The sequence below is a fragment of the Psychrobacter pulmonis genome, assembly GCF_904846465.1.
Taxonomy (GTDB): Bacteria; Pseudomonadota; Gammaproteobacteria; order Pseudomonadales; family Moraxellaceae; genus Psychrobacter; species Psychrobacter faecalis.
This window is the reverse complement of the sequence record NZ_CAJHAT010000008.1, coordinates 1-22851: the sequence shown is the minus strand read 5'-3', so window position 1 is coordinate 22851 and position 22851 is coordinate 1. Positions and strand designations below refer to the sequence as shown.

General features: G+C 44.1%; 19 protein-coding genes. 15 read left to right on the top strand and 4 right to left on the bottom strand.

The features are described from left to right. The first annotated feature begins 313 nt into the window (after window positions 1-313). Together nfuA and JMX70_RS11940 are read left to right on the top strand one after the other, a co-directional pair. Window positions 314-997, top strand: coding sequence for a Fe-S biogenesis protein NfuA (nfuA, locus tag JMX70_RS11945; RefSeq protein ID WP_068405139.1), 684 nt, complete (start codon window positions 314-316; stop codon window positions 995-997). A gap of 390 nt (window positions 998-1387) precedes the next feature. Continuing rightward, a complete protein-coding gene (locus tag JMX70_RS11940; RefSeq protein WP_068405138.1) occupies window positions 1388-2692 on the top strand; it encodes an O-acetylhomoserine aminocarboxypropyltransferase/cysteine synthase family protein in 1305 nt (434 codons plus the stop codon). Window positions 2693-2984: 292 nt separating this feature from the next. Here JMX70_RS11940 and JMX70_RS11935 read toward each other — a convergent pair whose 3' ends face one another. Together JMX70_RS11935 and rsmI are read right to left on the bottom strand one after the other, a co-directional pair. Then, the gene (locus tag JMX70_RS11935; RefSeq protein ID WP_201592347.1) at window positions 2985-4004 is read right to left on the bottom strand and encodes an adenosine kinase; all 1020 of its coding nucleotides are present in this window, start codon (window positions 4002-4004) and stop codon (window positions 2985-2987) included. Between the two features lie 57 nt (window positions 4005-4061). Continuing rightward, a complete protein-coding gene (gene rsmI / locus JMX70_RS11930) occupies window positions 4062-5021 on the bottom strand; it encodes a 16S rRNA (cytidine(1402)-2'-O)-methyltransferase (RefSeq protein WP_201592345.1) in 960 nt (319 codons plus the stop codon). A 158-nt stretch (window positions 5022-5179) separates the two neighbouring features. Here rsmI and JMX70_RS11925 point away from each other — a divergent pair, with 158 nt between their 5' ends. The 8 genes from JMX70_RS11925 to hisC all read left to right on the top strand — a co-directional run bounded on the left by JMX70_RS11925 (window position 5180) and on the right by hisC (window position 13249). Continuing rightward, window positions 5180-5629, top strand: coding sequence for a YraN family protein (locus JMX70_RS11925; protein ID WP_191692408.1), 450 nt, complete (start codon window positions 5180-5182; stop codon window positions 5627-5629). A 244-nt stretch (window positions 5630-5873) separates the two neighbouring features. Then, window positions 5874-6662 carry a BON domain-containing protein gene (locus tag JMX70_RS11920; protein ID WP_201592343.1) on the top strand — a complete coding sequence of 263 codons (789 nt, stop codon included), beginning with the start codon at window positions 5874-5876 and terminating at the stop codon, window positions 6660-6662. A 270-nt stretch (window positions 6663-6932) separates the two neighbouring features. Further along, a complete protein-coding gene (locus JMX70_RS11915) occupies window positions 6933-7907 on the top strand; it encodes an alpha/beta hydrolase (protein ID WP_201592341.1) in 975 nt (324 codons plus the stop codon). A gap of 100 nt (window positions 7908-8007) precedes the next feature. Then, window positions 8008-8259: a BolA family protein gene (locus tag JMX70_RS11910; protein ID WP_082894293.1), complete on the top strand. Its 252-nt coding sequence runs from the start codon at window positions 8008-8010 to the stop codon at window positions 8257-8259. A gap of 104 nt (window positions 8260-8363) precedes the next feature. Next, window positions 8364-9632: a UDP-N-acetylglucosamine 1-carboxyvinyltransferase gene (gene murA / locus JMX70_RS11905; RefSeq protein ID WP_144297769.1), complete on the top strand. Its 1269-nt coding sequence runs from the start codon at window positions 8364-8366 to the stop codon at window positions 9630-9632. Window positions 9633-9727: 95 nt separating this feature from the next. Then, window positions 9728-10423, top strand: a complete 696-nt coding sequence (gene hisG / locus JMX70_RS11900; protein WP_102077686.1) for an ATP phosphoribosyltransferase — start codon at window positions 9728-9730, stop codon at window positions 10421-10423. A 302-nt stretch (window positions 10424-10725) separates the two neighbouring features. Further along, window positions 10726-12030: a histidinol dehydrogenase gene (gene hisD / locus JMX70_RS11895; RefSeq protein WP_201592338.1), complete on the top strand. Its 1305-nt coding sequence runs from the start codon at window positions 10726-10728 to the stop codon at window positions 12028-12030. 85 nt (window positions 12031-12115) lie between these two features. Beyond that, on the top strand, window positions 12116-13249 hold the full coding sequence (hisC, locus tag JMX70_RS11890; RefSeq protein WP_201592335.1) for a histidinol-phosphate transaminase: 1134 nt from the start codon (window positions 12116-12118) through the stop codon (window positions 13247-13249). Window positions 13250-13364: 115 nt separating this feature from the next. On the opposite strand, the gene JMX70_RS11885 is transcribed toward hisC, so the two are convergent. Both JMX70_RS11885 and JMX70_RS11880 read right to left on the bottom strand, forming a co-directional pair. Further along, the gene (locus JMX70_RS11885; RefSeq protein WP_201592331.1) at window positions 13365-15071 is read right to left on the bottom strand and encodes an anthranilate synthase component I family protein; all 1707 of its coding nucleotides are present in this window, start codon (window positions 15069-15071) and stop codon (window positions 13365-13367) included. Window positions 15072-15073: 2 nt separating this feature from the next. Continuing rightward, window positions 15074-16309, bottom strand: coding sequence for a beta-ketoacyl-ACP synthase II (locus tag JMX70_RS11880; protein WP_198328637.1), 1236 nt, complete (start codon window positions 16307-16309; stop codon window positions 15074-15076). Window positions 16310-16837: 528 nt separating this feature from the next. Between JMX70_RS11880 and JMX70_RS11875 the strand changes: the two genes are divergently transcribed. The 5 genes from JMX70_RS11875 to JMX70_RS11855 all read left to right on the top strand — a co-directional run. After that, window positions 16838-18052 carry an EcsC family protein gene (locus JMX70_RS11875; protein ID WP_227671263.1) on the top strand — a complete coding sequence of 405 codons (1215 nt, stop codon included), beginning with the start codon at window positions 16838-16840 and terminating at the stop codon, window positions 18050-18052. 438 nt (window positions 18053-18490) lie between these two features. Beyond that, window positions 18491-18865 carry a 30S ribosomal protein S12 gene (gene rpsL, locus JMX70_RS11870; protein ID WP_011281154.1) on the top strand — a complete coding sequence of 125 codons (375 nt, stop codon included), beginning with the start codon at window positions 18491-18493 and terminating at the stop codon, window positions 18863-18865. Between the two features lie 205 nt (window positions 18866-19070). Then, the gene (gene rpsG / locus JMX70_RS11865; protein WP_068405119.1) at window positions 19071-19544 is read left to right on the top strand and encodes a 30S ribosomal protein S7; all 474 of its coding nucleotides are present in this window, start codon (window positions 19071-19073) and stop codon (window positions 19542-19544) included. A gap of 407 nt (window positions 19545-19951) precedes the next feature. After that, window positions 19952-22078, top strand: coding sequence for an elongation factor G (gene fusA, locus JMX70_RS11860; protein WP_191692399.1), 2127 nt, complete (start codon window positions 19952-19954; stop codon window positions 22076-22078). 220 nt (window positions 22079-22298) lie between these two features. Continuing rightward, window positions 22299-22851 (top strand): GTP-binding protein (locus tag JMX70_RS11855; protein WP_201590568.1); only part of this gene is annotated, 553 nt, incomplete at its 3' end.

Sequence of the window (22851 nt, the reverse complement as noted above, 5' to 3'; positions counted from 1 at the left end):
AAGTCTGCACGCCGTCTTTATATACTATGAAGATAAAGGCAGCTTACTATAGGTAAGCCTTATTAAAAATAGCCATCGCTTAAAACCTCAGCGCTTAAAAATCGCTACTGCCAATTCACACTAGCCCAGTCGGAATTATGCGTTAAGTGCGCTATAATAGACACCATAAAGAGCCATAAAGAAGTTTTCATCACGGTCAAAGCATTAAAACGATAAGCCAAAATGATGGTGATTTCATTAGTCCCAACCTCACATAGACGACACAGTAGACGTGGACAATATAACGCTTGTGTCATAACACATAGGAAGCATTATGAGTGAACACAATCCAACTGATACTCAAGTAGACCCTACTGCCGATTACGAGTCAGCATTAGATACTGAGCAAACCGAAGCTAAAAGTAACATTACCATCACTGAAGCGGCGCAAGGGTATTTGGCAGATTTACTGGCGAAGCAAGATACCGATGGTATCGGCGTGCGTATTTTCGTCGAACATCCAGGTACACCGCGTGCCGAATGCTGTATGGCTTATAACCAGCCGGGCGAAGAAGACAGCGCTGATTTAAAACTGACTTATGACGATTTTTCGGCATTTATTGAAGCGGCGTCCGTGCCTTATTTAGAAGATGCGGTGATTGATTATAATAAAGACCGTTTTGGTGGGCAGTTGACGTTCCGTGCGCCAAACTCAAAAGTGCCAAAAGTTGGTGCCGATGCCAGTGTCGAAGAACGTATCAATTATGTCTTACAGTCGGAGATTAATCCAAGCTTGGCCGCTCACGGCGGTGATGTCCAGCTGCTTGAATTGGTTGAAGAAGAAGGCGTTGGTCTGACTGCTATACTGAAATTCGGTGGTGGTTGCCAAGGCTGTTCAGCGGTTGATATGACCTTACGTCAAGGTGTTGAAGTGCAGCTGAAACAACAAATTCCAGAGCTGACCCAAGTCATCGATGAAACCGACCACACACGTACAGAAAACGCTTATTATAAATAGAAAATGACAAGTCGTTATAAAAAATAGCGCCGATATCATCTAAGAATATGCTTATTAGTACCCCACTCTCAACTTGTTTTTCTAAGGTATTGGTTTACTTAGTTTTTAAAATTTCAGTTAAAACAATTAAAATTTTAAATTCTATAAAAATCAAAAGCCTACGATAAGTTGAGATTGGCGTTTATTAGTTTCTTTGTTTATAAAAATTGCTTATGAATATTTGTCATTAAGAGATAAAAAATTTGCTATTCTTTTAATAAAGAAGCTGGGTTATGATTAACTCAGCTTTTTTTATGACTTTTTGTTATAACTAATTTTGATAAAAAAAATATGGGTTTAATAACCTATTAATACCCCTGTAAATATCCCATAAAATTTTAGGAGCACCTTATGAGTGACGGACAACCAGCCAAGCAGAATACTCAGCGCCTTGAAACCTTAGCCATTCACGCTGGCTATAGCGTCGAGCCAACCACCAAAGCGGTCGCCGTGCCTATTTATCATACCAGCTCGTATGCCTTTGATAATACCCAGCATGGCGCCGATTTATTTGATTTAAAAGTTGCTGGCAACATTTACACCCGTATCATGAATCCGACGACGGCGGTGTTAGAGGAGCGCGTTGCAGCACTTGAAGGCGGTATCGGGGCGTTAGCGGTTGCCTCAGGTATGGCGGCTATTACTTATGCGATTCAAACCATTTGTGAAGCAGGTGATAATATCGTCGCCGTATCAACGCTATACGGCGGCACTTATAATTTATTCGCCCATGCGCTGCCGCGTCAAGGTATCGAAGTGCGCTTTTTTGATCATAAAAACCCTGAAGCGATTCGTGATTTAATTGATGATAAAACCAAAATGGTCTTTGCAGAAAGTATCGGTAATCCACTGGGTAATATCGTCGATATCCAAGCTCTGAGTGACATCGCCCATGAATATGGCGTGCCAGTGGTGATTGATAGTACGGTTGCGACGCCAGCGCTGTGCCGTCCATTTGAGTTTGGCGCTGATATCGTCATTCATTCATTGACCAAATATATGAGCGGTACTGGTACTTCGATTGGTGGCGCGATTGTTGATAGCGGAACTTTCCCTTGGGGCGATTATCCTGAGCGCTTCCCATTATTAAACACCCCAGATGAAAGCTATCACGGCGTAAACTTTGTCAAAGACGTCGGCGCAGCGGCATTTATTGCCCGTGCTCGTGTCGCGCCACTGCGTAATACCGGCGCGGCCATCAGCCCGCTCAATGCCTTCGGTATCATGCAAGGTATGGAGACGTTAAGTTTACGTATGGAGCGTCATGTCCAAAACGCCCAAGCAGTTGCTGAATATCTACGCGACCATGACAAAGTCGCCTGGGTAAAATATGCTGGTTTGCCAGACCATCCTGAGCATGAGCTTGCTAAAAAATATATGAAGGGCACGCCATCTGCTATTTTGACCTTTGGGGTAAAAGGTGGCCTCGAAGCAGGCGCGCGCTTTATTGATGCACTGCAACTGATTACGCGCTTGGTCAATATCGGTGATGCTAAGTCGCTCGCTTGTCATCCAGCGACCACGACCCATCGTCAGCTTAACGAGCAAGAGCTAGAGAACGCGGGTGTTAGTGCGGATATGGTGCGTCTGTCAATTGGGATTGAGCACATTGAAGATATCAAAGCTGATTTAGAGCAAGCACTTGCCGCTGTTTAATTGAGCGATTATTTTGTTTTATAAATGAATACTAAAAAGCCCATATCCGATGACATGGGCTTTTGCTTATTAGATGCTAAAGTTTTGTAGGCAATCCTAAATAAAAGCGCGAAAATATTATAAAGTGCTACTGGTACAAATTTTCCTTGCTTGCTGTGCGACTTCGTCGCTCCAGAGGCTGCGCGAAATTTATCCCAGCAGCACTATCCTTTATTAGGAGTAAACTAGAAACGCCATCTCAGACACTTAGAAACTTAGATTTTAGCGCTTTAGTAATCAAATAATCCAGCCACTAAACTGTTAAAACGTGGCGCGAGATATCTTGATACTCTTGCGATGATAAACGTGGGCCGAATTGCTGAATCACTTGGGCGGCGATTTCGCTGGCAAGTCGTCCGCATTCTGGTAAGCTATAATGCTGTGATAAAGCATATAAAAAGGCCCCAGAATAGTTGTCGCCGGCACCATTGGTATCAATAACATTAGTAACAACTGGCGTCGGAATCTCATAAATTTCAATATCAGACTCATCATTTGGCTTATGGGCGATGATAGCGCCATTGGGACCATCGGTAACGACTGCTGTCTGACAATGCTCAAGTAAGGCACGCGCTGCTGCCTTATGCTGTTTTTTATCGGTGAATAATTTTGCTTCTTCACTATTACAAAATATCACCGCGACTTTATTGCCAAGCATGTTGAGTAAGCCTTCTTTGGCAAACTTTACGACCGCAGGATCAGCAAAGCTGACGGCAATTTTGGCACCATGGATACCAGCTTGTTGGCGTAGTTTGGTCATCGCAGGCTGAATACCTTCAGACATCGCCAAATAACCTTCTAAATATAACCAGCCAGCTTGCGTTAATGCTTCAAAATCGACGTTATCAGCGGTGATATCGCTTGAGGTACCAAGGAAAGTTTGCATGGTACGCTCACCATCTTCGGTCACTGCTACCACGCATGAGCCCGTCACACCGCCTGCATGAATCGACTGCGGGGAGGTGGCGACGCCCGCTTCGTGTAAGTCTTTTAGGTAAAACTCGCCTTGTTTGTCATCGCCGACGCGGCAAGCATAAAAAGGTTTGCCGCCCAAACTTGCAAAGGCATACATTGCATTGGCCGCTGAGCCGCCGCCCGCTTGTTTTGATGGCTTAATCTCTGCCAATTTAAAATATGCCAATAACTGCTGCTGCTCTTCGATTCCTGCTAGCGTCATATTGCCTTTGGTCAGGTCAGTTTCTTCTAGCGCTGCATCTGACAGCAGATATTCGTGGTCAACCAAGGCATTACCTATCGCCATCACATCGTACATACTGCTTCTCTCCTCAATAAATTTATCAGTTTTTAACCTATATTTTTTAGCTGAAAACTATTCTGCTTGCAGTTCAAGTAGGCGTTGATAAAGTGCGTTTTTCTTAACGCCTGTAATATCAGCGGCCAAAGCGGCGGCTTTTTTAACCGATAAATCCTCTAATAAACGCTGTAATAATTTATCGTGGATACTGATATCATCATCGTCCTGCGCTGCATTTACCCCGGCGACGACCACGACGATTTCACCGCGTTGCTGATTGTCATCGGCTTTGACAAATTCAACCAATTCGCCAAGCGTGCTTTTATGCACGGTTTCAAAGGTTTTGGTCAATTCACGGCAAAACGTCACTTCGCGCTCTGCCCCAAATATAGCCGCCATATCTTCTAAGCTAGCGACAATACGATGCGGCGCTTCATAAAATATCAAAGTTTCGGTACGTGAATGGAGAGCCGTTAAGTGTTTTTGGCGCCCGTGGGTTTTGGACGCTAAAAAACCAATAAAGCTAAAGCGGTCTGATGGCAATCCTGCAACCGATAGCGCGGCAATGGCAGCAGAGGCACCAATAATAGGGGAGACGCGAACGCCAGCGGCATGGGCGGCTTGCACCAATTGATAACCGGGATCGCTAATCAGCGGCGTACCAGCATCACTAATCAGCGCAACCGAATGACCTTGCTGAATCATCTCAATGATTTTGGGCGTTTGAATGGCACTATTGTGTTCATGATACGCCCAAAGCTTATGATGACCTTTTTGTTTGGCAGCGCCATCAGACTCGTTTTCGGCGTCATGTCTATTATAATAAGCCGTTCCTTCTTCGCTATCTTCAACCTTATTGGCTTTGGTATTAATGCCAAAATGTGATAACAGTTTGCCTGAGGTGCGGGTGTCTTCACAGGCAATGATGGCAACTTGCTTTAAAACATCGATTGCGTGCGGTGTCATGTCGCTTAAATTACCAATCGGCGTGGCAACGATATAAAGACAAGCTGGCATCGCGGTAGGGCTAGACATGAAAACCTCGGAGTATTAAGAAATTATCTTAAGAAAGAACATTAAAAACGCATATGAAAAGCGATTATGAAAACGCGAAAGTGGTTAGTTTAGCATGATGTGCTATGATAATTCTCAAATGTTCCGCTGATCGATAGCCATGATAATAAAAGCCCGTGATGGTAAATAACAAACCTCTAACCCTGACTTCGCCGACCCAGCGTCAAGGCAGCCGTTTTGAGCAGCAGGCGTGTGCGTTTTTACAAGCGCAAGGCTTGATATTGATTGCGCAAAATTGGCAACAACCAAAAGTGGGTGAGCTCGATCTAATTATGCTAGAAAAAGGGCAGGCATGGTCGATACTGGTATTTATTGAAGTGCGGCAGCGGCAGCGTTCAGGATTTGGTGATGCGGCGCTTAGCGTGACGAAAAGTAAGCAGTATAAAATTATCAAAGCAGCCCGCTATTTTTTGCAGCAGCATCCTGAATATAATGATTATGAGTGCCGGTTTGATGTGATAGCTTATGATACCAATACTAAAAATAACAGCAGGGACGTTAAAGAAACGACGTCAAAAAACACTCAACCAGAATGGCTGCAAGGGGCTTTTATTGCCTCGGCTTGGTAATAGGTTTTTTAGCGTGAGTATTTTAAAAAATTAAGCCCGATAACTCAGCTAAAAAAGTAAAATAAATAAGCGTATCAAGTTACCGTTACCAAAAGCCTAAACGCCTCGGGTAAATATTCAGTAAAGTAGCGCCATTAAAAAGTCATTAACTACATAAAGCTATCACCATTATTATCAAGCGTCACACTATTAATTACCAGCTACTCACCAGTTAATCACTACATCATGTTCTAAGAGGTAAATCATGACACGGATGCATTTGTGCACTGCTATTTTTGGTTCATCACGCCGTAAGGCGATTGGCGTTATGCTATTGACCAGCATCGTCGCCACAGGTTGTACCACTAACTATTTGACCAATAGTACAGAAGGAACGTATGGCGTACCGATGACCGAGCGCACCATTCCGCAGCGCCTGCTCGACCGCAGTATCGAGCATACCGTCAAGATTAACGTCTATGGTCTGCAAGAAAATTTGCAGCAAATCAGCCGTATGAGCATTGATAGTTTTAATAGTGAGGTGCTACTCACCGGTGAGGTGCCAACGCAAGAAATTAAGACAGAAATTGAAAAAGTGGTTGGCTCTATGCCAGATGTTCGTCATGTTTATAATGAGCTTAATGTGAGCGCCTCAAGGGGCTATAGCTCAACCGTTCACGATGGTTATATTACCTCCAAACTACTGGCAAAAATAGCCTCTAGTAATGGCGTAAAAGCCTCGCAAATAAAGGCGGTCACCAATGATGGCGTGGTTTATATTATGGGTCGCATGACGCCGACGCAGCAAAGCCACCTGATTGATATTGCCAATAATACCGTCGGCATTACAGAGCTGGTGCTGCTGACCACCGTCGTTGACGATAGAGGGGTGAAGATAGGCGAGGACGATATCATGTATGAAGAGAATTTAGCCAATCCTACCAGAGGGCCAGCGCTCGATAGTCGGGCAGCGCCTGAGGTCACAAGTGTAGTAGAGCCACCGATTAACGCTACGCCAATTATCGTCGACGAGAATGGCGCGCCCGTTAATTAGCCGTCATTAAGTTGCCATTATCAAGTTGCTATGTTTACCTTTATCAAAAGTCTTGTCTCGCTAATAAACACAAGAAACCTAAACACTCATAACAGGAACAGAACGATAAATCCTCAGTCTGCCAGTAAGATATAAAACGTAAAAAGTAGAAGTGTGGCTTTAGCCAAAAACGCGCTAATTAAAATAATAAAAAATGAAAAAGCCGTGACTCTACTATTGAGTTTTAATCAACTATGACCCAACGACAAGCTTATAATAGGAATACTGGCGATGAAGGATTTAAGTAAAGCAACCGTACAGCCTGCACCAAGAAAAAATCGCCTACCTAAACCTATCAGCGTAGGTGTGACAGCAGCATTGGCTGTCGGCGGTATTGCGCTCGCGACTCAGCAAGCACAAGCATTATCGGCACTGGCTGTTGTGAATAGTATCACTTTAAATGGCGGCGTTGGTGTCAGTAAAAATATCTTGTATGGCGACAAACCTTTGCAGGATTTAGATATTTATTATCCCAAACCTTTAGCAAAAGCCATGCAGTCAAAAAAAGCGACTGCTGATAACCTCATTAACCACAGTTATCCGATGGTGGTTTTTGTCCATGGCGGTTCGTGGGAAAGCGGCAGTAAAGATGAATACGCCTTTGTTGGTCAGAGTTTGGCACAAGCAGGCTATGTCACGGCAGTGATTAATTATCGTAAAGCACCTGAGCACGTTTATCCTGATTACGTGCAAGATGCCGCGCAGGCCATCGCTTGGAGTTATAAGAATGCCGAAAGTTTACATGCTGACACCAAGCGCTTGGCGGTGATAGGGCATTCTGCTGGCGCATTTAACGCGGTTGCTGCCGTCGCTAATGAAGATTTTTTAGCGCCGTATGGGGTAAAACCAAACGATATTAGCGCTGTGATTGGCATCGCAGGGCCTTATAGTTATGACTTTCGTAAATTCAGTAGTGCCAGCGCTTTTGGGGCAAACGCCACGCCCGATAACATCATGCCAGACCGCAATATCAAAGGCGCACAGCCGCCATATCTATTATTGACTGCTGAAAAAGACAAAGTCGTCCATATAAGCAATACTGTTAAAATGACACAGGCGTTAAAAGCGGCGGGCGTTAAGGTTGAAACAGGCGAAATTAAAGGTGCTAGCCATGCCACCAGTATTGGGGCGATGGCGCCACCTTTACGCTGGGTCAATAATGTACGTGCGCAAGTGCTCAGCTATTTGGATAAAACGCTGCAATAGTTAAAGGCAGTTGTAGAAGACAGTACTGTAAGATGGTCAAACTCTTGTTATAATGGCTAACTTTATATCCACCTATTAAACCTTTAAGGCAGAATATTCTATGAGCATGAACGCTGACGATTTGATTGCATTTTTACAAACTCACTTTCCTGATGCTTTTATTCAAGCTGCCAATCAAGGTACTAAGTTTGATGTACGGGTAGTTGATGCCAGTTTTGAAGGTAAACGCGCAGTACAACGCCAGCAGTCCGTTTACGCATTGGTCAATGACAAAATTGCCAGCGGTGATATTCATGCGCTCAATATTCAAGCGTTAACGCCTGCCGAATGGGAAGTTCAATCGCAAGGCTAAGCTTTTTTTATGACTAGAATTTGTCGCACCGGCAATGGATATTGCTGGTTTTATCATTTCTGGTTTTTCATATTTTTTATATTTATCGCTAGGTTGTCACCTTTATGGATCAATTTTTAATCACCGGTAGCAGTCGTATCGCAGGGGAAGTCACTATCTCAGGCGCCAAAAATGCCGCTCTGCCGTTACTCGCTGCTATGATTTTGGCCGAGACCCCAACGACATTGCACAACGTGCCATCGTTACAAGATGTGCGCACCTTGATTGAATTGATCGCTGGCATGGGCATTGATATTCAAAAGCAGGGTGACACTGTCGTTTGCGATACCAAGAATATCGATAATTTCTATGCGCCGTATGATTTGGTCAAAACCATGCGCGCCTCGATTTTGGTTTTAGGTCCTTTGCTGGCGCGTTTTGGCGAAGCCGAAGTGTCTTTACCGGGCGGCTGTGCTATCGGCTCACGTCCTGTCGACCAGCATCTAAAAGCCTTTGAAGCCATGGGTGCTGAGATAAGCGTCGAAAATGGCTATGTCAAAGCGCAAGCGCCAAAAGGCGGCAAGCTTATCGGTTGTAATTTTTCATTTGATATGGTGACGGTTGGCGGTACGGAAAACGTTATTATGGCCGCGGCATTGGCAAAAGGCACGACCGTACTCGGTAACTGTGCGCTTGAGCCAGAAGTGGTCGATTTGGCCAATATGCTGGTAGCTATGGGTGCTAAAATCAGCGGTATTGGTACGGCAACCATGACCATCGAAGGCGTTGAGCGCTTGCATGGCTGTGAATATTCAGTCGTACCCGATCGTATCGAAACCGGCTCCTATCTTGCCGGTGCTTTGATGACGCGCGGTGATGTGCTGACCAAAAACACTTCGGCACTTTTATTGGCGCCTGTGTTAGAAAAATTTGAAGATATGGGAGCGATTATCACTACAGGCGATGATTGGATTCGCGCGCAAATGCAAGGTCGCCCACTACCAGTCAATATTCGTACCCAGCCACATCCAGGTTTTCCAACCGATATGCAAGCGCAGGTCATGGCGATTGCCTGCCTCGCTGACGGTACCAGCACCTTTATCGAAAATATCTTTGAAAATCGCTATATGCATGTGCCAGAACTCAACCGCTTGGGCGCCTCCATTCAAGTAGACGGTCATACAGCTGTGGTTAAAGGCGTCGAGCATTTTACTGCGGCCCCAGTGATGGCAACAGATTTGCGCGCGTCGATGTCACTGGTCATGGCGGCGGCTTCTGCTGAAGGCGAGAGCTTGATTGATCGTATTTACCATATTGATCGTGGCTATGAGCACGTCGAAGAAAAACTGCGCGCGCTTGGGGTCAATATCGAGCGTATTAATACTAATGACTAAATTGATTCACTAACCATTGTTATTAGTATGGACATATAACAAATTAATAATGCCTGTTAACTAAGGCAGCTAACTGTACACGGACACGAGTCATTATGACTGAAGCAAGTAACAGCTTACCAAATGATGGTTTATTAAATGAAGTAAATGAGGCGTTTTCAGGTTTGACATTGGCGCTATCAAAGGGTCGTATCTTAGAAGAGACGATGCCTTTACTGCGCGCTGCTGGTGTTGAATTACTAGAAGACCCTGAAGCGTCGCGCAAGCTTATTTTCCCAACTTCTAACCCAAATGTACGCGTATTAATTTTACGCGCCAGTGACGTACCAACCTATGTTGAACACGGCGCTGCTGATTTTGGCGTGGCGGGTAAAGATGTGCTGCTTGAGCATGGCGCCAATCACGTTTATGAATTGCTCGATTTACAGATTGCCCAGTGTAAGCTGATGACCGCTGGTGTGAAAGGTGCGCCGCTGCCAAATCGTCGTCTGCGTATCGCGACCAAATACGTCAATGTTGCCCGCGCTTACTTTGCCAGCCAAGGACAGCAAGTTGATGTGATTAAGCTGTATGGTTCGATGGAGCTTGCGCCATTGGTTGGTCTGGGCGATTTGATTGTTGACGTCGTCGATACCGGCAATACGCTGCGCGCCAATGGACTGGAAGCGCGCGACCATATTTGTGATGTGTCGTCACGCCTTATTGTTAATCAAGTCAGCTACAAACGTAAATTTGCTCTGCTTGAGCCGATTTTAGACAGTTTTAAAAATAGTATTGCTAGCGCTTCTTAAATGAGCGTTTATTCAATTTTGATAAAATACTGTTATTAAACGTTAGCAATCATTGATAATATCAAGCATGACTATACAAAAATTTAAACCAGTTTGGCGCTCTAGGATAGATATAGCGTGCTAAACTGGTTTTGTTGTATTTGCTTGCTAGAAAATAAAAGCTCAGTATAATCTGAGTGAGATAACTAAGAATAAGTACAAATAAGCGGAAATAAGCAGACCCACCAAACTTTTCTTATTTGCTCTTTTATCCAAACTATTTTTTTATAGCCGACTTTTATGCTCACCTATAGGATTCAGTCATGCGCCAACTAAGTACCCAAGATGCTGATTTTGACAGTCAATTGACCCAGCTTCTCGCTTTTGAAACCGTCAACGATGTTGAGTTATTAAAAACCGTTGATGATATCATTGCAAAGGTACGTCATGGTGGCGACAGCGTGGTATTGGCGTTGACTCAAGAGTTTGATCAGCATCCAGCGAAGGCGATACAAGAGTTAGAGCTGTCTAAACAAGCGCTTGCTGACGCGTTTGCCAATCTTGATGATGAGGTAAAAAAGGCGTTAATGACAGCAGCGACACGCGTGCAAACATTCCATGAGCGCCAAGTGCAAGAAACTTGGCAATATGAAGATGAGCTTGGCAATCGTTTAGGTCAAAAAGTCACGCCGCTTGATCGTGTCGGTATTTATGTGCCCGGCGGTTTGGCCTCTTATCCATCTTCGGTATTGATGAATGCGATTCCTGCTAAAGTGGCTGGCGTTGCCGAGGTAATCATGGTGGTGCCAGCGCCAAAGGGCGTGCTCAATCCATTAGTGTTGGCAGCGGCGCATTTGGCACAAGTTGACCGCGTCTTTACCATTGGCGGAGCACAAGCGGTTGCTGCCTTAGCTTATGGTACCGAGACCATACCAGCCGTAGATAAAATCACAGGTCCTGGTAACAAATATGTCGCTGCAGCGAAGCGGGCGGTATTTGGTCAAGTTGGGATTGATATGATTGCCGGTCCTTCTGAAGTATTGGTCTATGCAGAAGGAGAGGCACAAGATCGAGCCGATTGGTTGGCGATGGATTTGTTATCGCAAGCGGAGCATGACTGTATTGCCCAAGCTATCTTTGTCACGACAAGTAGAGAGCAGTTAGAAGAAGTAGCAGAGGAAATTGAAAAAGCCTTAGCAGAATTGCCAAAAGCCGATATCGCCCGTGATTCACTAAAAAACCGCGGCGCGCTGATCTTGGTCAAAGACCGCGCGGAAGGTATGGCGGTGATTAATCGCGTTGCCCCTGAGCATTTAGAGCTGTCTGTAGATAATCCTGATGCACTGCTAAATGAGGTTCGTCATGCGGGCGCTATCTTTATGGGTCGTCATACACCTGAAGCGATTGGCGATTACTGTGCCGGTCCCAACCATGTGTTGCCGACCTCTGGTACCGCGCGCTTTTCTTCTCCGCTCGGTGTTTATGACTTCCAAAAGAAATCCTCGATTATTTATTGTAGTGAGGCGGGTAGTAAACCACTGGCTGCGACGGCGGATATTTTAGCGCAGCGCGAGGACTTAGAAGCCCATGCGCGCTCAGCCCGCTATCGCTACCAAAAAGATAGTTAATAATCCAGTTAGGTAGTTGAGTTTTAATAAGCTAATTTTAATATTTACGTTTAATCATTTATGTGGCTAATGAGTAGGATAACTTATGAGTGAGTTAAAGATAGACACCAGACTTTGGTCATCTAAAGCGCGAAATCTGTCACCTTACGTCCCTGGCGAGCAGCCTCAGCATGAAAATTTGTGCAAATTAAATACCAATGAAAACCCATTTCCGCCGTCACCAAAAGTCGGCGAGGCCATCGCAAAAGTCTTAGCGCAGCAAGCCGATGAGCTGCGTTTATATCCTGCGCCTGAATCGGATGATTTGCGTGCCGCATTAGCAGAGTTATATAACCTTGATATCAATCAAGTGTTTGTCGGTAATGGCTCAGATGAAGTATTGGCATTGGTATTTGCCAGCTTTTTCTTAAAAGAGCGCCCTATTTTAGCGCCTGATATTAGCTATAGTTTTTATCCGGTTTACGCTCATACCTTTGGTATTGAGTTGGTACAAATCGCCCTAGAAGCCGATTTTAGTATCAGCCCTGATGCTTATCGTCAGCCTTGTAGCGGTATCATTATTGCTAACCCAAATGCGCCAACGGGTATGCTGTTATCGCTTGCTGATATTCGTAAACTTGCTGGCGAGCATTCAAACTCAGTGGTTGTGATTGATGAAGCTTATATCGATTTTGCGCAGAAACAAGAAAATGATTCAGATGCAGAAGTGTCGGCGATTAGTCTAATCAATGACTGCGATAACATCCTTGTCACGCAAACTTTTTCAAAATCACGCTCGCTTGCCGGTTTACGGGTCGGTATGGCGTTTGGTAATGCCTCGTTAATCGAAGCACTGACGCGTATGAAAAATAGCTTTAATAGCTATCCGCTCGATAAGTTGGCGCAAGCAGGAGCAACCGCAAGTGTCTTAGATGTCGAATATTTTACCCAGACCTGTCAGCAAGTCATTGATTTACGCCAAGCGCTCAGCGCTGATCTTATAGCGCTCGATTATGAGGTGTTACCATCGCACGCCAACTTTGTCTTTGCGCGTCCAAAAAACGGCGATGCCAAAGGTGTGGCAGCTGATTTACGCGAGCAAGGTATCATTGTGCGTCATTTTGAGAAACCGCGCATCAATGATTACTTGCGTATTACTGTTGGTACGGCAGCGCAGAATAAGCGTTTGATTGATGCCTTAAAATCGCTACAAACAGAGGCTGAAAGCGTTACTGAGTAATACCTTAATAATGTAAAGCCAAAACAACAAGTTATATAAATAAAAGAGCCTGCTAACGTTATGTTAAGCAGGCTTTCTATTGGTTTTTAATTTGCCTTTTAGATAAAGCGTAAGTTTATTGCTTTATATTGTTTTGAGCTAAAACGCCTAACAGGTTGCCGACTTTATCCAAACATTCTTGATATTCAGCATTGCAATCAGAAGCAACCGTGATACCACCGCCTGCCCATAAGCTGACACGTCTTTCTTGTTCTGACTTATCATTCGATAAGGTATTGGCTTGCAAAGTACGAATTAATACATTCCATTGACCGCTACCATCAAAGTTCATATAGCCCAGTGTGCCGCAATACGCACCGCGCGCGGCACCTTCTAGCTCTGAGATAATTTCAACAGCGCGTTTTTTTGGCGTGCCAGTGATAGAGCCAGCAGGTAAACTGCCAAACAATACTTTGAGCGGATGACTATCTGTCTTTAGCTCAGCGGTAATGGTGCTGACCATATGATGCACATTGCTAAAGCTTTCAATCGCAAATAATTGCGGCACTTTGACGCTGCCAATCTTGGCATATTTACCCAAATCATTGCGCAATAAATCAACAATCATGACATTTTCGGCACGGTCTTTTTCGCTATCGATAAGCTGCTGTTTATAAGCGTTGTCTTGTGCAGTATTTAACCCGCGCGGCATCGTCCCTTTAATGGGCTTGGTGCGTATATGGTGTTTGCCACTATTATTGTCTTTGATAAAGGTAAAAAACAGTTCAGGCGAGCAGCTTAACAATTCAAATTGATAATCTTGCGTATCAACGCTTATTTCGTTATCAATATGATTAACCGCTAAATATCCTGCAAACGGCGCTTGGGTATTACGATGTAGGGTAGGTAAGTAATCAATCAGTTTTACTCCGCTACCATTATCACTTAGAGTATTAAAAGCGCCTTGCCATGCTTGGGTGAGATTGATTTGATAGCAGTCACCTTGTTGCAGGTAGGATTGCGTTTTATCAAAAGCTTGCTGATAATCTCGCTTACTCCATTGTGCTTTTAATAATAAAGGCGTGGTTTTATAGGACGTTTCAAGTGCTGGTTTTTCTAAAGCTTGGTTAGATAATTCCTTATCCATTATATCTAAATATGAGATAAGCGTTTTAACCAGTACGCCTTTTTGTTCGTTATCAGTATCAGTGACGCTGTCTTTTATAGTGAGCTGCCAACTGGTTTGCTCAGCGTTTGGTGTTAGATAAATATCATAATGCCCTAAGGCGGCACAAGGCTGCACTGCGAGCTCTATTCGCGCGTTTGGGCTAAGCTCATAAGCGGCAATATCATAACCAATAAAGCCTATTAATCCATGCTGATAACTTGGCTGCTGCTCGATTTCTGTAGTTGAGGACGAGTTATTATCACAAGTATCATCTATGTCATAAGTCTGACTATAAGCAATTAAATCCTCTTGCCAGTCGCTATAACTCATATAGCTACTAATAATCGCTTGATTGGTCTTAGCATGGCTATCTAAACCATCACGGTAAGTTCTTATAACTTTATAAATAGGCGCTGGCTTATTAGAGTTTGCTGCATCATTAGAAAGAGGATAAACCGACCAGCTCATTTTTGGTAATAAACCGATGACAGGTCTTCCGTCGTTATTCAGCCAAACCAGTTGCCAATTTACATTAGGTTTTTGTACATATAAGTAACGTTGTAGACGGGGCATTAATTCGGCAGCAGTTAGCCCACCAAAACGCCAGCTAGGATAAGTAGCTGGCGATGGGGCAGATGCTGTCTGCTCAGTTTTAACAGGCGGAGCTAGAGGCATAGTTAAGCATCAAACTTTTTAATAATAAGAGTGGCGTTAGTACCGCCAAAGCCAAAGCTATTGCTCATAAGCGTTTTAAGCTCAATATCACGCTTTTCAGTGACAATATCAAAGCCTTTGGCAGCAGGGTCTAATTCTGTAATATTGATACTTGGCGCGATAAAGCCTTCTTGTAGCATCAGTAAGCAATAAATCAATTCTTGCGCGCCGACTGCACCCAAGCTATGACCGGTCATTGATTTGGTTGAGCTGATAGCAGGTACTTGACTAACATCATCACCAAATACTTTGGCAATGGCTTTAAGCTCAGTCACATCCCCTAGCGGCGTACTGGTACCATGGCTATTAATGTAGTCAACGCTTTCTAAGCCTGCTTCAGCAAGGGCGAGTTGCATACAGCGAACAGCGCCTTCACCGCTTGGTGCAACCATTTCAGCACCATCGGAGCTGGCGCCATAACCGACGATTTCAGCCAAAATATTGGCACCGCGCGCTTGGGCGTGCTCAAGACTTTCAACCACCACCATTGCCCCGCCTGCGGCAATCACAAAGCCATCGCGGTCTTTATCGTAGGCTCTAGAAGCAAGGGTTGGCGTGTCATTATACTGTGTACTGACCGCACCCATCGCATCAAACATACACGACTGCGTCCAATGTTCCGCTTCACTACCGCCAGCAAGTATCACATCGGCTTTGCCAAGTTGGATAAGTTCGGCGGCATGACCGATACAATGCGTCGACGTTGCGCACGCAGAGCTCAATGAATAAGAAATCCCTTGGATTTTTAACCCCGTTGCAAGCGCCGCTGATACCGAGCTGCCCATGGTTTTTGGTACCGCCATCGCACCGACACCGCGCAAACCTTTTTCGCGCATTGCATCGACGGCATTGACGATGTTTTCAGTTGACGCACCGCCCGAGCTTGCGACCACACCCACGCGCGGGTTATTGTTAATGGTTTCAAGCGGCAATCCCGACTGCTCAATGGCGTTTAACGCGCTGACATAAGCGTAAAGACTGGCATCACTAAAAAAACGCTTCAATTTACGGTCAATGCCCGAGGTATCAAGTTCTGCTTGATCAATACTACCGCTAACCTGTGATTTAAAGTCGTGCTCAGCATACGATTCATTGAACGTAATACCTGAGCGCCCTTGTTTAAGAGCATCGGTGACAGTCGCCAAATCATGTCCGATACAAGAGACAATCCCTGCTCCAGTGATAACAACGCGGCGCATATTCTATTCCTTATGAGTAACGATTTTTTGATAATGACCTTTAACAATCGCTTTTAAATGCTTATTTGACAGTCATTTTAGTGCGCAAAAACCTACAATAGGCTGCTTAAATGCTGTTTGATAAATAAAAGTACAACTGTACTTTGAGTGATGGCATATAATAACGTATCGACGGTTTAAAATCTTGGCGTAAGTGTAAAATAACGCCAAAATGGTCTTTATTTTTAAATGAACTTATTATCAAAGCAGGTAAAGTTTTTGGCCGTGTTAAAGCAGCAATGGCAGTAAAATTTCCGTTAACAGAGTAAAAATTATTTTTAGCTAAGACATATTTAATATATGTTGACGCTATTTATGGTTTAAAATAAGCGATACTTTTAGATACAAAATTGACGCTAGTGATAACATTGTTGGCACTGACAGTTATCGTAAGCGTTGGCTAAAATGGCAGTCAATTTGCAAAGTTCTGATAACAAGCTCTTATAAATAATATTAATAACAAACACTCATCACATTAAGGATATAAAGATGGCAAAGCCTAGCACACTATTTAAAGGCATCAGCAGCGTTGGTTCTTTTACTCGTGGTAATTTGGAACGCATGGGCGCAATGATTGATAGCGTCAATGCCAAAAGCGGCAAACCGCGCCAATTTAAAGCAGTAAATCTCGGCGATGAAGATTATCAGCAGGATTTGTTTCGCGAGCAAACCTTAAAAGCTACCCAGCAGTTATTGGGTACGCGTTTTGCTACTTATGGCAAGTATGCCAAAAAAATAGTGCCAAACAGCTTGTTTGATTCGACGGTCGATGGCGCTTTTGCGCAGATTGCCAAGCTTGCTTCAAACTGGAGTCAGATTGACCTGCCAAATCAGCATCGCTTTGCCAATATTGCAAACTTAGATAATGAGCAGCGTTATGCTCTAGCAACGGATATCGCCAATCAAAACCGCGCTTTGGCGACATTGGGCGGCTTAACAGGATTAGCAGGCCTACCAGGCTTACTTGCTGATACTTTGTGGTTGTTACTTGTCTCATTACGTACCGTTTATCAGCTAGGCGCTATTTATAATAAGCCATTGACTGGTAAGCAAGGTGTCAAAATGGCTTATGAATTACTGGCAAGTGCCGATTTGAGCAAAATGCAAGAGAAGCAGGCTTTATTAGCGGGTATCGGTATTGGTAAAGGCTTGCTTGATAATGCGCAAAGCAATGGTTTGCATAGTGAGCTTAAAAACCTTGGTCTAAAAAATAAAAACGTCAATTTTTACGCTGAACAAGTAGATAATATTGCCAGCCAAATTGGCATTAACTTAGATAACATCAACTTATCATGGGTACGCCGCTTTTTACCAGCCACTGCCGTCATCGTTGGTATGCGTTACAACAGTCAGCTGATTGATGAAGTGATTGGCGTGGCACAAGCGACATTTGCCCCAGAAGCCAAACTTGCTAACCGCGCCATTACCGACGATAGCAGTAGCGAAGCGCAGGTGAAGAAAAATACCGACAGTAAGAATGAAGAGCAAAGCCCTAAATCTGACAATGCAAAAAAAGACACAGATAAGGCAAAAGACGATAAGACCAAAGCTGAAAACAACAAATCCAAGGCTGACGACGATAAATCTAAAGCTGACCAAACAGAAAGTAAAGTAAAAGCTGCCTCAGAACCTGTGTCAAAAACTACGGATGAAGAATCAGTAGATGAAAACTACAAAAAAGCTCAGGCAAGTAAAAAAGATTAACGTTTTAGTCTATAGCGGTTTAACTATAATTTACTGTATGAAGGCAGAAGCTGATATAAATCGGCTTATGCCTTTTTTATAAATATGTCTTTTTTATGAAGGGGTTTTAAGGCTAAAAAAGTATCTAAAATTCAAATTTTGCCTTGAAAAATAAATAACCAACTCCATTAATAGGAAACATCGATTTTACCATCTTGCAATGAAATAATTGCTCATCTTAAAATCTGTTGCTTACCGTTAAGTCTGCTACAATCTTTGCTCATGCACATCTATCGAATGTTGTAAAGGACAACCGCTCATAAGTGGTTGAAATAGCAGCAACAACTCTTTATAATACACTGTCCTAAAAATGGGTGTTCCGAAATCTGTCGTTAATGTCAGATTGCTGGCGCATTAGCCCATTTTTTTGTTTTATACCAAACGGGAGAAGGATGCCTTATGGCAACAACTAACCAATTGATTCGTAAAGGTCGCAAAACCATCAAGGAAAAGTCAAAAGTTCCTGCGTTGGAAGCGTGCCCACAACGCCGTGGTGTATGTACTCGCGTATATACTACTACCCCTAAAAAACCTAACTCAGCCATGCGTAAAGTATGTCGTGTACGTTTGACTTCAGGCTATGAAGTATCAAGCTACATCGGTGGTGAAGGTCATAACCTACAAGAGCACAGTGTTGTTCTTATCCGTGGTGGTCGTGTGAAAGATCTACCAGGTGTACGTTATCACACCGTCCGCGGTGCACTTGACTGCGCAGGCGTAAAAGACCGTAAGCAAGGTCGTTCTAAATATGGTGCGAAGAAGCCTAAAGTTTAATAGCTAATTGCTATTAAATAAGCTGATTTGTATCACCCATTAACTGTGCATGGGACTGGTGTTAGCGGTATTTTTAAGTTATTAATTGACGCTATAACATACCGCCATGCAGTAAGGCTGACTGACAACTCGATATAACGCCATCCAATAGTAATTGGTGCGAGGTTGTGAATGTCAGACACTCCTGAAGAAAAGGATTATTATTATGCCAAGACGTCGCGTCGTTGCTGCCCGTGAGATCCTACCGGATCCTAAGTTTGGTAGCCAAACTGTTGCAAAATTCATCAACCATGTCATGAGTCATGGTAAAAAATCTACTGCTGAGCGTATCGTTTATGGTGCTCTTGAGACAGTAGGCCAAAAGCGCAACATCGAAGATCCAGTCGCTTTCTTTGAAGAAGTTTTAGAGAATGTCCGCCCAATGGTCGAAGTAAAAGCTCGCCGTGTTGGTGGTGCAACTTATCAAGTACCAATGGAAGTACGCCCCTCCCGTCGTACTGCCTTGGCTATGCGTTGGTTAGCTGAAGCTGCTGCTAAGCGTTCTGAAAAATCAATGGCTTTGCGTCTTGCAGGCGAATTGAATGATGCTGCTGACGGTAAAGGTAATGCTATGAAAAAGCGTGACGAAGTTCACCGCATGGCAGATGCCAACAAAGCATTCTCTCATTACCGCTTCTAAGCTGGTTTTATTTTTAAAACTGGTTTAAATGCTTAGGATTAACGGTTTCGATCAGTTAATCCTGATATTGTTGATTTATTCTATTGATTGCCGCCATCATTATTGGGTTGTTTAATTTTTCCTCAAAAGCTGAGAATGTATTGAATAATTTAGATGGCGGACATCTGTCAAGATGCTGTTTTGTAAGGGATGCTTTTCTATAAAGCCTGCAAAAAATATGCACCGCTTAAAAAAGTCTCCTAAATTTGATGCCGCACTATTCTTAATATTTGCTCTTTTTTTGTCCGTATTTGGCCCAATAAACAGTAAGTAATATAACAAAGTTCATGGTCTCATGGCTTTGTCATAGAGTATGAGGTAGAGACACAACACATTAATATATACACGAATTTCCCTAGGAAAACACTATGGCTCGTAAAACTCCCCTAAAGCGCTATCGCAATATTGGTATCTCAGCGCACATTGATGCTGGTAAGACGACCACTACTGAGCGTGTTTTGTTCTATACCGGTGTTAGCCACAAGCTTGGCGAAACCCATGATGGTGCAGCTACCATGGACTTTATGGAGCAAGAACAAGAGCGCGGTATTACCATTGCTTCTGCGGCGACGACTTGTTTTTGGTCAGGTATGGCAAAGCAGTTCCCTGAACACCGTATCAACATCATTGACACCCCAGGCCACGTTGACTTCACGATTGAAGTTGAGCGTTCTATGCGTGTTCTTGATGGTGCTTGTATGGTTTATTGCGCGGTAGGCGGGGTTCAGCCACAGTCTGAAACCGTATGGCGTCAAGCAAACAAATATAAAGTACCACGCTTAGCGTTCATTAACAAAATGGACCGTGTTGGTGCTGATTTCTACCGTGTGGTAGAACAAATCAAAACTCGTCTAGGTGGCAAGCCAGTGCCGTTGGTTATTCCAATTGGTAAAGAAGACGACTTTGAAGGCGTTGTGGATCTTGTGACCATGAAAGCTATCTATTGGGACGAAGCGTCTCAAGGGATGAAGTACGAAGAGCGCGAAATCCCAACTGAACTACAAGAAAAAGCGGAAGAGTACCGTGAGTATCTAGTAGAAAACGCTGCTGAAGCCTCAGAAGAACTCATGAATGAGTATCTTGAAAATGGCGAATTGACGGTAGAGCAGATCAACGACGCTATTCGTCAATTGACCATCGACAACGAAATTATTCCACTTCTTTGTGGTACTGCCTTTAAAAACAAAGGTGTACAAAAGATGTTGGACGCGGTTATTCAGTATCTGCCGGCGCCAATGGACGTACCTGCTATCCGCGGTATCCTTGATGACAAAGATGAAACTGAAGGCACGCGTGAAGCCTCTGATGATGCGCCGTTCGCAGCACTAGCGTTCAAAATCATGAACGACAAGTTCGTTGGTAACTTGACCTTCGTTCGTGTGTATTCAGGTGTTCTAAAACAAGGTAGTAGCGTTTATAACCCTGTTAAAATGAAGCGCGAGCGTGTTGGCCGTATCGTTCAGATGATGGCAGATGCTCAGGTAGAGCTACAAGAAATCAGCACGGGTGATATTGCAGCCTTAGTTGGTATGAAAGACGTCACTACTGGTGATACGCTATGTGACGAAAATAACGTCATCACGCTAGAGCGTATGGAATTCCCAGATCCAGTTATCTCTCTAGCGGTTGAACCTAAGACCAAAGCTGACCAAGAAAAAATGTCTATTGCTTTGGGCCGTTTGGCAAAAGAAGATCCATCATTCCGCGTCCATACTGACGAAGAATCTGGTCAGACCATTATCAGTGGTATGGGTGAGCTGCATCTAGAGATTCTTGTTGACCGTATGAAACGTGAGTTTAACGTTGAAGCAAACATCGGTGCGCCGCAGGTTGCTTATCGTGAAACTATTCGTAACGTGGTTGAGCAAGAAGGTAAATTCGTACGTCAGACTGGTGGTCGTGGTAAATTCGGTCACGTTTGGTTACGTCTTGAGCCTATGGACCCAGCGGGCGACGTTCTATATGAATTCGCTGAAGAAGTTGTTGGTGGTACCGTACCAAAAGAATTCCACGGTGCAGTCGACAAAGGTATCCAAGAGCGCATGAAAAACGGCGTACTTGCAGGTTACCCAGTTGTTGGCGTTAAAGCGACCTTGTATGATGGTTCTTACCATGATGTTGACTCGGATGAGTTGTCATTTAAAATGGCTGGTTCTATTGCATTCCGTAAAGGCTTCATGGCAGCAAACCCAACTCTACTTGAGCCAGTAATGAAAGTAGAAGTTGAAACGCCTGAAGACTATATGGGCGATATCATGGGCGATTTAAACCGCCGCCGTGGTATGGTTCAAGGTATGGAAGACTTACCTGGTGGCACTAAGCAGATTCGTGCAGAAGTACCATTAGCAGAAATGTTTGGTTACGCCACGCAAATGCGTTCTATGTCGCAAGGCCGTGCAACCTATTCAATGGAATTCCAAAAGTACGCTGAGATTCCAAAATCAGTTGCAGAATCTATCATCTCTAAATTCAACTCTAAAGATGAAGACGAGTAAATATTACGTATTAATAGGACAATATTGAGTCAATCTCTCTATTGTCCGTAGAGATTGCGCCAATAATTGGTTAAAAGACTTGTTATTGGTCGCGATTTTCTTATAATATCTGCACATTGTATGTGCAACCTTTTAACAATTATCTTAATGTGGTCAGTATTCCTTAACTTGCGCATGTTTAGCAGTTAACTACTTGACCCCAAATAAAGAGGAAATACCCATGGCAAAGGCCAAGTTTGAACGCAGCAAGCCACACGTCAACGTCGGTACCATCGGACACGTTGACCACGGTAAAACAACATTAACTGCCGCTATCGCAACCGTAGCCGCAATCACCTCTGGTGGCGAAGCCAAAGACTACGCAGCGATTGATAGCGCACCAGAAGAAAAAGCACGTGGCATCACCATCAACACCTCACACGTAGAATATGACACCCCAACCCGTCACTACGCCCACGTTGATTGCCCAGGTCACGCCGACTATGTTAAAAACATGATCACCGGTGCAGCCCAAATGGACGGCGCAATCCTAGTCGTATCAGCAACTGACGGCCCAATGCCACAAACCCGTGAGCACATCCTGCTATCACGTCAGGTTGGCGTACCGTACATCATCGTCTTCATGAACAAATGTGACCTTGTTGATGACGAAGAATTGCTTGAGCTAGTAGAAATGGAAGTTCGTGAACTTCTTAACGACTACGACTTCCCAGGCGACGACACCCCAATCGTAAAAGGTTCAGCTACCCAAGCCCTTAAAGGCGACGAAGGTC